The sequence below is a fragment of the Streptomyces sp. NBC_00207 genome, assembly GCF_045160965.1.
Lineage (GTDB): Bacteria > Actinomycetota > Actinomycetes > Streptomycetales > Streptomycetaceae > Streptomyces.
Map to the genome: position 1 here is coordinate 7,467,692 of NZ_CP130715.1, position 13,157 is coordinate 7,480,848.

Annotated in this window: 10 protein-coding genes and 1 pseudogene; 4 read left to right on the plus strand and 7 right to left on the minus strand. The window is 73.1% G+C overall.

Going from position 1 to position 13,157, the window contains the following annotated elements; genetic code table 11:
- Positions 1 to 177 precede the first annotated feature (177 nt).
- From OG472_RS34715 to OG472_RS34730, 4 genes and pseudogenes are all read right to left on the minus strand, one after another.
- Positions 178 to 948: an ABC transporter ATP-binding protein gene (locus OG472_RS34715; protein WP_405832836.1), complete on the minus strand. Its 771-nt coding sequence runs from the start codon at positions 946 to 948 to the stop codon at positions 178 to 180.
- Complete coding sequence (locus OG472_RS34720) at positions 945 to 2,069, minus strand: ABC transporter ATP-binding protein (protein ID WP_405834978.1); 1,125 nt, start codon at positions 2,067 to 2,069, stop codon at positions 945 to 947. Before OG472_RS34720 ends, OG472_RS34715 begins: the two co-directional genes overlap by 4 nt.
- Positions 2,043 to 3,809 (minus strand): annotated as a pseudogene (locus OG472_RS34725) (ABC transporter permease); the annotation flags it as partial. The pseudogene OG472_RS34725 and the gene OG472_RS34720, both read right to left, overlap by 27 nt.
- Before the next feature lie 9 nt (positions 3,810 to 3,818).
- The gene (locus tag OG472_RS34730; protein ID WP_405832837.1) at positions 3,819 to 5,087 is read right to left on the minus strand and encodes an ABC transporter substrate-binding protein; all 1,269 of its coding nucleotides are present in this window, start codon (positions 5,085 to 5,087) and stop codon (positions 3,819 to 3,821) included.
- Between the two features lie 337 nt (positions 5,088 to 5,424).
- Here OG472_RS34730 and OG472_RS34735 point away from each other — a divergent pair, with 337 nt between their 5' ends.
- Positions 5,425 to 6,039, plus strand: a complete 615-nt coding sequence (locus OG472_RS34735) for an HdeD family acid-resistance protein (RefSeq protein ID WP_401604868.1) — start codon at positions 5,425 to 5,427, stop codon at positions 6,037 to 6,039.
- 82 nt (positions 6,040 to 6,121) lie between these two features.
- Here the strand turns inward: OG472_RS34735 and OG472_RS34740 are convergent, their stop codons facing one another.
- Positions 6,122 to 7,945 (minus strand): AMP-dependent synthetase/ligase, encoded by a 1,824-nt coding sequence (locus tag OG472_RS34740; protein WP_401604870.1) that lies wholly within the window; start codon positions 7,943 to 7,945, stop codon positions 6,122 to 6,124.
- 272 nt (positions 7,946 to 8,217) lie between these two features.
- Positions 8,218 to 9,069, minus strand: coding sequence for a LysR substrate-binding domain-containing protein (locus OG472_RS34745; protein WP_405832839.1), 852 nt, complete (start codon positions 9,067 to 9,069; stop codon positions 8,218 to 8,220).
- A gap of 272 nt (positions 9,070 to 9,341) precedes the next feature.
- Between OG472_RS34745 and OG472_RS34750 the strand changes: the two genes are divergently transcribed.
- The 3 genes from OG472_RS34750 (at position 9,342) to OG472_RS34760 (ending at position 12,023) form a co-directional block, all read left to right on the plus strand.
- Positions 9,342 to 10,385 (plus strand): hypothetical protein, encoded by a 1,044-nt coding sequence (locus tag OG472_RS34750; protein ID WP_405832841.1) that lies wholly within the window; start codon positions 9,342 to 9,344, stop codon positions 10,383 to 10,385.
- 150 nt (positions 10,386 to 10,535) lie between these two features.
- Entirely contained in the window at positions 10,536 to 11,576 is a 1,041-nt protein-coding gene (locus OG472_RS34755) for a bile acid:sodium symporter family protein (RefSeq protein WP_405832842.1), read from the plus strand.
- A 9-nt stretch (positions 11,577 to 11,585) separates the two neighbouring features.
- Positions 11,586 to 12,023 carry a (2Fe-2S) ferredoxin domain-containing protein gene (locus tag OG472_RS34760; RefSeq protein ID WP_405832844.1) on the plus strand — a complete coding sequence of 146 codons (438 nt, stop codon included), beginning with the start codon at positions 11,586 to 11,588 and terminating at the stop codon, positions 12,021 to 12,023.
- A gap of 73 nt (positions 12,024 to 12,096) precedes the next feature.
- Here the strand turns inward: OG472_RS34760 and fdhD are convergent, their stop codons facing one another.
- Complete coding sequence (fdhD, locus tag OG472_RS34765) at positions 12,097 to 12,951, minus strand: formate dehydrogenase accessory sulfurtransferase FdhD (protein WP_405832846.1); 855 nt, start codon at positions 12,949 to 12,951, stop codon at positions 12,097 to 12,099.
- Positions 12,952 to 13,157 lie beyond the last annotated feature (206 nt).

Sequence of the window (13,157 nt, forward strand, 5' to 3'; positions counted from 1 at the left end):
ACCTGCTGGTTCACGTCTGGTCGTTCCTCGCGTCGGCGGCGGTACAGCGTCGTACGAGGGGCGACAACCGGCCCCCCGTACGACGTATTCCCGCCATCGGAGGAGCCCCTCGCAGGGCCCTTCGGACAGCCCGCACGCGGCCCTTCGGACAACCCGCACGCGGCCCTCGAACCGCCCTCACGCGGCTCCCAGATAGGCCTCTCGCACCAGCGGGTCGGCCCGCACCTCGGCCGCCGTGCCCTCGGCCAGCACCGTCCCGAGGTCCAGTACGACCACCCGCGTGCACAGGTCCATCACGAAGGCCACGTTGTGCTCGACCAGCAGCACCGCACAGCCCTCCTCGGCCGCCAGCCGCCGCACGACCGTCGCGAGCTGCTCGCGTTCGGGCGCCGACATGCCCGAGGCCGGCTCGTCCAGCAGCAGCACCCGCGGCGGATCCGCCACCGCGCGGGCCAGCTCCACCATCCGGGCCTGCCCGACGGGCAGCCCGCCGGCGTACGAGGTCCCGAGCGCCCCGATCCCGCAGTCGGCCAGCACCCGCTCGCCGCGGGCCCGGCGGGCCAGCTCCCGGGCCCGCCGGGCCGGCAGGGCGAGGAGGTCGGCGGCCAGCCCGCCCCCGCCGCCCCGCCACTCCTGGGCCACCAGCACGTTGTCGGCCACGCTGAGCTGCCCGAACAACTGCTGGCGCTGGAAGGTCCGGCGCATCCCGTGCCGGGCCCGCCAGACGGGGGAGCGGCGGGTGATGTCCGCGCCGTCCAGCAGCATCCGCCCCTGGTCGGGCCGGCGGATCCCGGACAGCACGTCGAACAGCGTGGTCTTCCCGGCCCCGTTCGGCCCGATCAGCCCGCACACCTCGCCCGCCCGGACACCGAGGTCCACCCCGGTCAGCGCCCTCACTCCGCCGAAGCGGACGCTGACCCCAACGGCTTCCAGCACGTAGCCGCTCATGTCCCCACCCCGCTCGTCCCGATCCCGCTCGTCCCGATCCCGCTCGTCCCCATGCCCAGGTAGGCCTCGGTGAGCCGGTCCGCCTCCACCTCGGCCCGGGGGCCGCACCAGGAGACCCGGCCCTGGGAGAGGTAGGCCACGGTGTCGGCGATCCCGAGGATCCCGGCGGCCTTCTCCTCCACCAGGAGCAGCGCGGTCCCGGCCTCGCGGAGCTCGGCGAGCAGCGCGTACACCTCCTCCACCACGCGCGGGGCGAGCCCGAGCGAGGGCTCGTCGGCGATCAGCACCTCGGGCGGTCGCTGCAGCAGCGGGGCCAGGGCCAGCATCTGCTGCTCCCCGCCGGACAGCGCCCCGGCGGCCACCGTGCGGCGCTCCGCGAGCCGGGGGAAGCGTGCGTAGACGGCGGCCCGGGCGTCGGCCTCCCGGAGGTACAGGGCCAGGTTCTCCTCGATGGTGAGCGAGGGGAAGATGCCCCGGCCCTCGGGGGCGAGCAGCACCCCGGCCCGCGACCGCCGCACGGCCCCGTCCCGGGTGGCGTCCCTCCCTTGTACGCGGACCGACCCGCCCACGACGGGCAGCAGCCCGGCGGCCACCCGGCACGCGGTGCTCTTCCCCGCCCCGTTGGGCCCGAGCACGGCGAGGATCTCGCCCTTGCGGACGGCGAGGTCGACCCCGTGCAGGACCAGCCCCCCGTCGTACCCGGCGGTTATGCCGCGCAGCTCCAGGGCAGGCCCTGCGGGGCTTTCCCCCACCCCGCCCTTCCTCCGTTCCCTGGGGCTCCGCCCCAGACCCCGCTCCTCAATCGCCGGAGGGGCTGAAGAATGCCGCTGCGCGGCAATTTCAGCCCGCGCGGCGTTTGAGCGCACCCGGCGCGCAGCGTCCGGCAGGGGGCCGGGGGCGGAGCCCCCGGTTTCGGGAAGGGGCGGGGTGGGGGACGAGCCGCCCGCAGGGCCCACCGCCCGCCGCTTCGCCAGCCGCACCGGCACCGCCGCGCAATACCCGTCCGGGTCATTGGCCAGGGCCAGCCCCGCCAGGCCGAAGAGGATCACCGGCAGATGGGCCGACGCCGTCACATAGTCCGCCAGCACCCGCGGAGCAACGGCGAACACCAGCCCCGCCACCACCGCGTACTGCGGCCTCCGCACGCCCGCCGCCACCACGACCGCCAGCCACACCAGCCCCGTCAGCGCCGTGAAGTCCGTCGCCGTGATCCGGGTGTTGTACGAGGCGTACATCACTCCGCCGAACCCGGCCAGCCCCGCCGACAGGGTGAACAGCAGCAGCTTCGTCCGTAGCACGGACACCCCCGAGGCCACCGCGGCCGCCGGGGCCGACCGTACGGCCAGCATCGCCCGCCCCGACGGGGAGTTCCGCAGCGCGCTCAGCCCGGCGGCGACCACCGCGACCAGTACCACCAGGGCCACCCCCAGCGCCCGGTCGTCGGAGAGGTCCACCGGCCCGAACACCGGACGCGGGACCGACCACCCCGAGTCGCCGTTGCGCAGCCACCTGAGCTGGAAGAGCACCTGGTCGGCGAGGAAGGCCAGCGCCAGCGTGGCCAGGGCCAGGGACCTGCCCCCGAGCCGCAGTGCCGGCAGCGCGACGAGCGCCCCCAGCAGGGCCGCCACGCACGTGCCCACCGCCAGCGCCGCCACGAAGGGCCAGCCCCGGCTCATGAGCAGCCCGGCGACGAGCGCCGCGCCGGTCACGAAGGTGCCCTGCGCCAGCGAGACCATCGCACCCAGCCCGGTCACCACCGTGAAGGACATGAACACCAGCGCGATGGCCAGCCCTTGCGCCAGCAGCCCGCTCCAGAAGGGCGTGGTCACGGTGTAGAACGCCACGCACAGCAGCCCGCCGCCCGCCGCCCACACCCCCCACCGCCGTCCCCACGAGGCTCCCGCCAGGTGGTCGACGGGCGGCGCGTCCACGGCGGCGACTCCCGCCGTCCGGGCCCTGCGGGTCAGCACCAGCAGCCCGCCGAAGAGGATCAGGAAGGGCACCGCCGTACGGAAGCCCGTGATGCCCTCGGCGAAGGACGCGTACCCGGCCACCAGGTTCTGCAGGACCCCCAGCCCGAGCCCGCCCGCGAAGGCGAGCGGCACGGAGGCGAACCGCCCGATGACCGCCGCCGTCGCCGACACGAACAGGAACAGCGTGAAGTCGTGCGCCGACAGCCCCAGCAGCGGCGTCGCCAGTACGCCCGCCAGCCCGGCCAGCCCCGACGCGATCATCCACGCCACCGACGACAGCCGGTCGGCGCTGATGCCGCGCAGCTCGGTCAGCGAGCGGTTGTCGACGGCGGCCCGCAGCTGCAGCCCGAGGCGCGTGTGCCGCATCAGCACCCACAGGGCGACCGCCACCAGCGCGGTCACCACCCAGGTGATCAGCTGGTCGGAGTCGATGCCGACGCCCTCCGCGAGCTGCCAGGACTTCGCCGGGCTCGGCCCCACCCCCGGCAGCCCGAACTGGTTCTCCGCCGGCTTCACCGGCGCGCCCGCGTCCGCGAGCAGGTCCACCGCCCACAGCCCGGCGGCCGGCAGCGCCACCAGCAGTCCGATGGTCGCCACGATCTGGGCCGTCTCACCGACCCGCGCGAGCCGCCGGAACATCAGCCGGTCCAGCCCCCAGCCGAGGCCGGGGGCCAGCACGAACACCACCAGCAGCGCCGCCGGGACCGCCGGCCAGCCCAGGCCGGAGTGCAGCTCGTAGAAGGTGAGCGCGCACAGGTAGGCGGTGGCCCCGTGCGCGAAGTTGAACAGCCCGGACGCCGAGTACGACAGCACCAGCCCGGTGGCGAGCAGTGCGTACAGGGCGCCGGAGACCAGACCGCTCAGCACGAAGACGAGCAGATCTCCCATGCCGCAGCCCTACTTGAAGGGGATGGGCTCGTGGCACTTGAACGGGACGGAGACCTCGTACGCGCCGTTCTTCAGCTGTACGAGCGCTCCGCAGCCGAAGCTGTCCTTCTGCCCCTTGGGCTCCGCCCGGTCGCCGACGAGCGTGCCGGTGTCGGAGAAGCCCTGCGCGGCGCTCTGGAAGGACTCGACGGTCAGCTCCTTGCCCGCCTTCTGCGCGATGGAGACGAACAGGTCCGCTGACATGTACCCGGTCAGCATGTGCATGTTGAGCGGGACTTCCTGGCCGCCCGCAGCCGCCTTGATGTCGGCCTTGAACTGCGCCATCTTCGGATCCGCCGACTCGAAGGGCTGGAACTGCAGCAGGACGTGCACCCCGTCGAGCGCCTGCTTCGTGGCGTCCTTGGCGAGCAGGCCCGGATCGTAGTCGGTCGGGTCGGAGAGCAGCCCCTTGTACCCGCTGCGCTTGAGCGCGGTGAACAGCCCGATGTTGTTGGGGGTCTGCATCACGGAGACCACGGCGTCCGGGGCCTTGCCGCCGTTGCTCTCCAGGATCTCCTTCACGTACGCGGACCAGTCGCTCGGAACGGCGGTGGCGGGTACGGAGGCCTTGGCGTAGGAGACCGTGAACCCGGCGCTGGCGAAGCCCTGCTGGAAGGTCCGGATGCCGAACTTCCCGGCGTCGCTGTCGTTGGCGATGACCGCGACCGACTTCCCCCCGGCGCCGCCGAGGATCGCGGCGATGCCCTCGGGCCAGGTCTGGTTCAGGGTGCCGCCGGGGGTGGGGACCAGGCAGCCGTTGAACCCGTAGATGTACTTGGGCCCGCAGAAGGAGGGCAGGGTACCCCAGCCGAAGGTGGGGACCTTCTCCTGCTCCAGGAAGTCGGCGCCGGAGAAGGTCACCGAACTCATGGGGGAGACGGCGAAGACCTTGTCCTGCTGGACGAGTTTGCGGGCGGCCGCCATGTTCTTGGCCGGGTCCTGGCCGTCGTCCTCCGCGCCGAGGTAGTCGATCTTGCGGCCGTTGACGCCGCCCTCTGCGTTGGCCCTCAGGTAGCGGGCCTTGGCGCCGAGGTCGGTGTCCTTCTTGCTGTAACCGCTGGCGCTGGTCATCGACACGATGCCGCCGACCTTGATCGAGTCGGCGGTGACCCCGCGGGAGTTCCCCGGGCCCTCGCCGGGCTTGCCGGGGCCGGTGCCGTTCGTGGAGGCGGAGTTGCAGGCGGAGACGAGCGCGAGGGCCGCCGCCGCGGCGGCCAGGGTGCGGATCGGTCGCAACATGTCGGGGATCCCCTCCGGTCGGAATCCCCGCATTCTGTGCGCGACCTGACGCACCGTCAATATCAACGGCAAAGAGAAATGACGGACCGTCAGGTTCGGTGGTGGGGTGGCGGGGGAGGCGCCCAGACCTGCGGTGACCGCGACCGAGGGGTGATCGCGGCCAGGGGTGCGGACGAGGCGCTCTGCCTCCGGTCCCCGGTACCCGGCCCCGGCGGGCGGACGCACCTTCAGTACGGCAAACCCTGCCATATCCGACTAAAGTGGATCGGAAAGGTAAAAAGCATGTCCGGCGGCTCGTGGTACTCCTGCGTGCCGTCCGGCTGTCCCTGGAGGCGTGATGACCGTACCCTCCGACGCGGCACCGCAGCCCGCACAGAGCGACCCCGAGGACGTCCTCAAGCAGGTCGGGGGCTCGTGGCGCTGGGCACTCGGCTTCGCCCTCGCGACCCTGATCCCAGGCATCCTGGTGCTCGTCTGGCCCGATGAGACACTGCACATCCTCGCTGTGATCATCGGTCTGCAGCTCCTGGTGGCGGGCGGCTTCCGCTTCGTCTCGGCCTTCTCCCACAGCCGCGAGGACGGCGGCAGCAGACTGGCGGGCGTCCTGATCGCCATGCTGGCGTTCCTGGCCGGCGTCCTGGTACTGCGGCATCCGATGCAGACGATCGGCGCTCTCTCCCTGATCGTCGGGGTGTTCTGGCTGCTGACCGGAGTGCTCACGGCATACGTCGCGATCGCGGACCGCACGCTCGTGCACCGCGGCCTGATGTTCGGCCTCGGCGCCCTCGGCGCGGTCGCCGGAATCGTCGTCCTCTGCTTCCCGGTGGACTCCGCGGTCGCCCTGACCCGGCTGCTGGGCCTGTGGCTCGTCCTGCTCGGAGTGTTCGAAGTGGTGATGGCCTTCGCGCTGCGCTCGGCCACCCGCCGGATGGTGCCCCCGTCCCCACGGTGAACACGTGAACGTGTGAACGGGCCGGCCGCCGGGCGCCGGGGACTCACGACGGGCTCCCGGCGAGCCGCTCCCGGCGAGCCGCTCACGACGCGTACAGGGCTGCGACCTCCTTCGCGTACGCCTTCTCGATCGCCCGGCGCTTCAGCTTCAGCGAAGGGGTCAGCAGCCCCCGCTCCTCGGTGAACTGCTCGCCCAGCACCCGGAAGGTGCGGATCGCCTCCGCCTGCGACACGAGGGTGTTGGCGGCCACCACCGCCCGCCGGACCTCCGCCGCCAGCTCGGGGTCGTTCACCAGGTCCGCGGCCTGCAGCTGCGGCCGTCCGCGCATCGACAGCCAGTGCGCGATCCCGTCCATGTCCAGCGTGAGCAGGGCCGCGATGTACGGGCGGTCGTTGCCCACCAGCACGCACTGCGACACCAGCGGATGGGAGCGGACCCGCTCCTCCAGCGCGGCCGGCGCGACGCTCTTGCCGTTGGAGGTCACCAGGATGTCCTTCTTGCGCCCGGTGATCGTGAGGTAGCCGCTCTCGTCCAGCCGCCCCAGGTCCCCGGTCGCCAGCCAGCCGCCGCGCAGCACCGCCTCCGTGGCGTGCGGGTCGTTCAGGTACCCGGCGAATATGTGGCGTCCGTGCAGCCACACCTCCCCGTCGTCCGCGATGTGCACCGCGCTGCCGGGGATCGGCCGGCCCACCGTGCCGTACTTCGTCGCCCCCGGCGGGTTCGCGGTGGCCGCCGCGCACGACTCGGTCAGGCCGTACCCCTCGAACACCGTGATCCCGGCGCCGTCGAAGAACAGCCCGAGGCGGCGCGACATCGCCGACCCGCCCGACATGGCGTGCCGCACCCGGCCGCCCATCGCCTCGCGGACCTTCCCGTAGACGAGCTTCTCGAAGAGCTGGTGCTCCATCCGCAGCCCGGCCGAGGGCCCCGGCCCGATGCCGAAGGCCTTCCGCTCGCGCGCCTCCGCGTACCGCACGGCCGTCTCCACCGCCCGGTCGAAGGGACCCGAGCGCCCCTCCGCCTCCGCCTTGCGGCGGGCCGCCGCGAAGACCTTCTCGAAGACATACGGGACACCGAGCACGAAGGTCGGCCGGAACGCGGCCAGGTCCGGCAGCAGCTCGGCCGCCGCCACCACGGGCTGGTGCCCGAGCTTGACCCGCGCCCGGACGGCGGCCACCTCCACCATCCGCCCGAAGACGTGGGCCAGCGGCAGGAAGAGCAGCGTGGACGGCTGCTCGCCCTGCCTGCCCTGGAAAACGGACTCCCAGCCGGCCACCATGGTGTCCGCCTCGTACATGAAGTTGGCGTGCGTCAGCACGCACCCCTTGGGCCGGCCGGTGGTCCCGGAGGTGTAGATGACGGTGGCCGTCGCGTCCGGCGTCACGGCGCGGCGATGGCGGTGCACGACGTCCTCGGCGACCCCGCGGCCGTCGGCGACGAGGGACTCCACGGCCCCGGCGTCGAGCTGCCACAGCCGCTGCAGATGGGGGAGCCGGTCGATGACCGAGCCCACCGTCATGGCCTGGTCCTCGTCCTCGACCACGCAGGCCGTGCAGTCGGTGTCGTACAGGATCCAGTGCACCTGATCGGCGGAGGACGTCGGATAGACGGGGACGGGCTGGGCGCCGATCGCCCACAGGGCGAAGTCGAAGAGGGTCCACTCGTACCGGGTACGGGACATGACGGCGACCCGGTCCCCGAAGCGCACGCCCTGGGCCAGCAGCCCCTTGGCGAGCGCCAGCACCTCGGCGGCCAGCTCCCCGGAGGTGACGTCCCGCCAGACGCCGTCGGTCTTGCGGCCGAGCACCACCCGGTCGGGCTCCTCGTGGGCGTGCTGGAAGACGACGTCGGCCAGTCCGCCGACGGGCGCGCCCGTGACGAACGGTGGGACGGTGATCTCGCGCAAGGCCCCGCTCCTCTCCGCGCGCCGCGGTGAACGTACCTCACGGTCAAGAGGGGTTGATCAGCAATCGGATACCTCCACAAGACCTCCCCAGTGACCATGGTTCCCATGCCTCTGACGTGCGACGTCGCCGGTGCCGTCCCGGTCTCGGCCGAGGTCGCCGCCGCGGTTCCCGCGGGGGCTGATCCGGGGGTCGCCGCCGGGGTTGCGGCCGGGGCCGATCCCGGCGTCGCCCCCGCCGCGGCCCTGCCGTCGCCTCCGGCGGCGCGGGCCGTTCAGCCGGTGCGGCTGAGCCGGTCCGCGCCGGAGAGCACGGCCGCCGCCAGCGCCTCGGCCGCGGCCGAGGCGCGCGGCCCGCGGAGCAGCGCGAACTCCACCGGCCCCAGCTCCGGCAGCCCGCCGACCCGCACCAGCCCCGGCGGGATCAGCCCGCGGGTGTGCGCCATCACGCCCAGCCCGGCCCGGGCCGCCGCGATCAGACCGCTCAGGCTGCCGCTCGTACACGCGATCCGCCAGGTCCGTCCCTCGCGTTCCAGCACCTCCAGGGCCCGGGCCCGGGTGATGCCCGGCGGCGGGAAGACGATCAGCGGCACCGGGCGCTCCGGGTCCACCCGCAGCCCCTCCGCGCCGATCCACACCATCCGGTCCCGCCACACCAGGCGCCCCCGCTCGTCCCCCGGGCCGCGCCGTTTCGCCAGCACCAGATCGAGCCGCCCCGCGTCCAGCCGCTCGTGCAGCGTCCCCGAGAGCTCCACCGACAGCTCCAGATCCACCTCGGGATGCTCGTGCCGGAAGCCCTCCAGGATTTCCGGAAGCCGCGTCAGCACGAAGTCCTCCGAGGCCCCGAACCGCAGCCGCCCCCGCAGCCGCGTCCCCGCGAAGAAGGCCGCCGCCCGCTCGTGCGCCTCCAGGATGGTCCGCGCGAAGCCGAGCAGCGCCTCGCCGTCCTCCGTCAGCTCCACGCTGTGCGTGTCCCGGACGAACAGCGGCCGCCCCGTCGCCTCCTCCAGCCGCCGCACGTGCTGGCTGACCGTGGACTGGCGTACACCGAGCCGGCCCGCGGCCTGCGTGAAGCTGAGCGTCTGGGCCACCGTGAGGAACGTACGCAGCTGGACGGGGTCGTACATAACCGCCGATGCTAGGCCGTCCCCCCGGACGGCGGCCCTCGTCACGGCCGTTGACCTGCGCACGAGCCGTCCCCGGAGCCGGGGGCGACTGCGCCGTGCGCGGTGCGCCGGGTTACCGTGTCCCTTCATTTCTAGGGGGACAACTGATGTCGCACCACATGGGGCCGGGACCTTACCCGGGACAGCCGAATCCGCAGTGGGGAGGCGGCTGGCAGCCGCCGCTCCCGCCGCCGCCACCGAAGCCCGGCGTCATACCCCTGCAACCGCTCACCATGGGCGATGTGTTCAACGGCGGCTTCGCCACCTTCCGCCGGTACGCGAAGCCCCTGATCGGCGTCATGCTCGCGGTACAGGGCATCGGAATCCTGGTCGTGCTCGCCGGGATCGGCGCCACCGTGGCCACCGTGCAGGACCGGTTCGCCACCGTCTTCGACCTCCCGCCGGGGGACCGCCCCGACGGCGCGGAGGTCGCCGCCCTGTTCCTCTCCTTCGTACCGGCCGTCGTGCTCCTGCTGGTCGTGGTCACGCTGTGCGCGGGGCTGATCAGCGCCCTGACCCCCGCGGTGACGCAGGAGGCCGTGCTCGGCCGGCCCGCGACCTTCGGCGCGATGTGGCGCCGCTCCTGGTCCCGGCTGCCGTCGGTGCTCGGAACCGTGCTGCTCACGGGGCTGATCGTGGGCGGTCCGCTCCTCGTCCTCTACGCGATCTGCGTGCCGCTGATCGTCATGTCCGTCAGCGACTCCGAGCCGCCGACCGCCGCGCTCGCCGTGCTGTTCCTGGGCGCCTTCCTCTACATGCCCGTCGCGGTCTGGCTCATGACGCGGTTCAGCTTCGCGCCCGCCGCCGCCGTGTGCGAGGAGATGCGCCCCGTCGCGGCTCTGCGGCGCTCCGCCCAGCTGGTCAGCGGCGACTGGTGGCGCGTGTTCGGCATCACGATGCTCGGGTACCTCGTGGCCGGCGCCGTGGGCTACCTCATCCAGATGCCGTTCAGCATGGTCGGCATGATCCCGCTCTTCCCGACCCTGATGGCGGGGGACGGGGCCGACGTGGACGTGAGCCAGCTGATCGCCGGACTCGTCGTGTACGCGATCGCCTCGCTGATCGGCGGACTGCTCAGCGCGGTCTTCCAGTACGGCTTCCCCCAGCTGGTCATCGCCCTGCTCTACGTCGACCAGCGGATGCGCAAGGAGAACCTCGCGGCCGTCCTGATCGCCGCCGTCGCCCCGGCGCACGCACCGGCCCCGGCGCACGCACCCGCCCAGGCGCCCGAACCCGCCCCGGCGCCCCCGCCCGCCGCGGGGACCGACGAGGTGTGACACGCACCTGCTATCGCATTCCGTGATGACAGTGAGTGCGGTGTACGGGATTCCCGATGACCGCTCCACCGTCGACCATGGAGGGAGCACCGCGCCCGGGCCCGTCGGCCCGGGCGCCACCCGCCCCGACAGCAAGTGAGCACCCCGCGCATGCGCCGCCCGCACCTCCCCGCCCGGCTGCCCCTGGACCCGTACATCCTGGCCCTGCTCGGCACCGTCGGCCTCGCCGCCCTGCTGCCCGCCCGCGGCGCGGCCGCCACCGTCGCCGACGGCGCCTCCACCGCGGCCGTGGCCCTGCTCTTCTTCCTCTACGGTGCCCGGCTCTCCACCCGCGAGGCCCTCGAGGGCCTGCGCCACTGGCGGCTCCACCTCACCGTGCTCGCCTGCACCTTCCTGCTCTTCCCGCTCCTCGGCCTGGCCGCCCGCGTCTTCGTTCCCGGCGTCCTGACCCAGCCGCTCTACGGCGGCCTGCTCTTCCTCTGCCTGGTCCCCTCGACCGTCCAGTCCTCCATCGCCTTCACCTCGATCGCCCGCGGCAACGTGCCCGCCGCGATCTGCGCCGGCTCCTTCTCCAGCCTGGCCGGCATCGTCCTCACCCCCCTCCTCGCCGCCGGCCTCCTCGGCGGCGACGCGGGCGGCTTCTCCCTCGACTCCCTCCTGAAGATCACCCTCCAGCTGCTGCTGCCCTTCCTCCTCGGGCAGGCCCTGCGCCGCTGGGTCGGCGGCTTCCTCGTCCGCCACAAGCCGGTCCTCGGCTACGTCGACCGCGGCTCGATCCTGCTCGTCGTCTACGCCGCCTTCAGCGCGGGCGTGGCCGCGGGCATCTGGCACCAGGTCAGCCTCCCGCGGCTGGGCGCCCTGCTGCTGGTGGAGGCCGTACTCCTCGCCGCCATGCTGCTCGTCACCTGGTACGGGTCGGCGCGCCTCGGCTTCGGCCGCGCGGACCGCATCGCCATCCAGTTCGCCGGGTCGAAGAAGAGCCTGGCCGCCGGACTCCCCATGGCCAGCGTGCTGTTCGGGGCCCAGGCAGGCCTCGCCGTGCTCCCGCTGATGCTCTTCCACCAGATGCAGCTGATGGTCTGCGCGGTCCTCGCCCGCCGCCGCGCCCGGGACGCCGAGGCCGAACTCGCGGCAGACCGTGTGGCGGAGGTCTCGCCCCCGGCCCAACACCCCGCCCCCCGGGGCCGTTAACGTGCGGTAGTGACCTGGATACGCCCGCTCGGCGCGCACGCCGAACGCCCCTGCACCCTGGTGGTCTGCCGCGGCTGCTGCTGCGGCGACCCCCGCAAGAACCCCGGCTCCGACCACGCCGGTCAGCTCGCCCGGCTGCGCGAGGCCGCCGCCGCTTCCGGGGGCCGCCTGGCCGTCCGTACGAGCGAGTGCCTCGGCCCCTGCGCCCAGGCCAACGTCATCGTGGTCCAGCCCACCACCGAGGCCCGCCGCCGCGGCGCCCGTGCGATCTGGTTCGGCTGGGCCCTGGACGACACCGCGACCGACGAGATCATCGCCTGGGCCGAATCCGGCGGCCCGGGCACCACCCCGCTCCCACCCACCCTGGACCTCCACCGCATCGACCCCCCGGCCCCCAAGGAACCTACGCCCTCAGTCGCCTCCCGGCGCGCCCGCCGGAAACGCTGACACGAACTGCCTCGCGCGGTGCCGGCCCGGTTCCCGGCCCCCGGCACCCACGGGGAGCGGTACAGGCGCACCGCTACAGGGTGATCCGCTCCTCGCCCGCGTAGATGTTCATGTCCGGCCCCCGCAGGAAGCCGACCAGCGTCATCCCCGACTCCAGGGCCAGGTCCACCGCCAGTGAGGACGGCGCCGAGACGGCCGCCAGCACCGGGATGCCCGCCATCACCGCCTTCTGCACGAGCTCGAAGGAGGCCCGGCCCGACACCAGCAGGACCGCGCCCGTCAGGGGGAGCCGCCCGGACTGGTACGCCCGGCCCACGATCTTGTCCACCGCGTTGTGCCGGCCGACGTCCTCCCGCAGGTCGAGCAGCTCGCCCTGCGCCGTGAACAGCCCGGCCGCGTGCAGCCCGCCCGTACGGTCGAAGACCTTCTGGGCCGCGCGCAGCCGGTCCGGCATCGCGCTGAGGACCTCCGCGGGTACCCGTACCGGATCGGCGGCGATCCCCGGGAAGCGGGTCGCCGTGCGGACCGCGTCCAGGCTGGCCTTCCCGCACAGGCCGCAGGAGGAGGTGGTGTAGACGTTCCGCTCGAGTGTGATGTCCGGCACCGGGACCCCGGAGGCCAGCTGGACGTTCACCACGTTGTAGGTGTTCGAACCTCCCCCAGCTACCGCTGGGAGGGGCCCCCTGTCCGTCGCACCCTCGCAGTAGGTGACGGCCTGCACGTCCGAGGCGGCCGCGAGCACCCCCTCGCTGACAAGGAAGCCCACCGCCAGCGCGAAGTCGTCGCCCGGCGTGCGCATCGTGATGGCCAGCGGTTTGCCGTTCAGACGTATCTCCAGCGGCTCCTCGGCCACCAGCGTGTCCGGCCGGACGCCCGCCCCGCCGTTCCGGATCCGGACGACGCGACGGCGCTCGGTGACCCGTCCCATGGTGATCAGCTCTCCCCTTCAGTTTCTCGCCGGTATCCGACGACCTCATTGTCCCGGTTCCGCTTCCCGCGACGCCCCCGGCAGGTGGATCCTCGGGAAGCTCCAAAATCCGGGGCCGGAATCCTGTCGGGTCACACGCACACGTACCCACCAGTAGCAGGCAAAGCTGGGTGATCCTGACTTCCGTACAAGGGGGGACCCCGCCC

Excerpts from the sequence above, each read along its gene's own strand:
- OG472_RS34755 (WP_405832842.1), top strand. The coding sequence starts at position 10,536 with ATGCGCCGCCCGCACCTCCCCGCCCGGCTGCCCCTGGACCCGTACATC.
- OG472_RS34750 (WP_405832841.1), top strand. The coding sequence starts at position 9,342 with ATGGGCGATGTGTTCAACGGCGGCTTCGCCACCTTCCGCCGGTACGCG.
- OG472_RS34735 (WP_401604868.1), top strand. The coding sequence starts at position 5,425 with ATGACCGTACCCTCCGACGCGGCACCGCAGCCCGCACAGAGCGACCCC.
- OG472_RS34745 (WP_405832839.1), bottom strand. The coding sequence starts at position 9,069 with ATGTACGACCCCGTCCAGCTGCGTACGTTCCTCACGGTGGCCCAGACG.
- fdhD (WP_405832846.1), bottom strand. The coding sequence starts at position 12,951 with ATGGGACGGGTCACCGAGCGCCGTCGCGTCGTCCGGATCCGGAACGGC.
- OG472_RS34730 (WP_405832837.1), bottom strand. The coding sequence starts at position 5,087 with ATGTTGCGACCGATCCGCACCCTGGCCGCCGCGGCGGCGGCCCTCGCG.
- OG472_RS34715 (WP_405832836.1), bottom strand. The coding sequence starts at position 948 with ATGAGCGGCTACGTGCTGGAAGCCGTTGGGGTCAGCGTCCGCTTCGGC.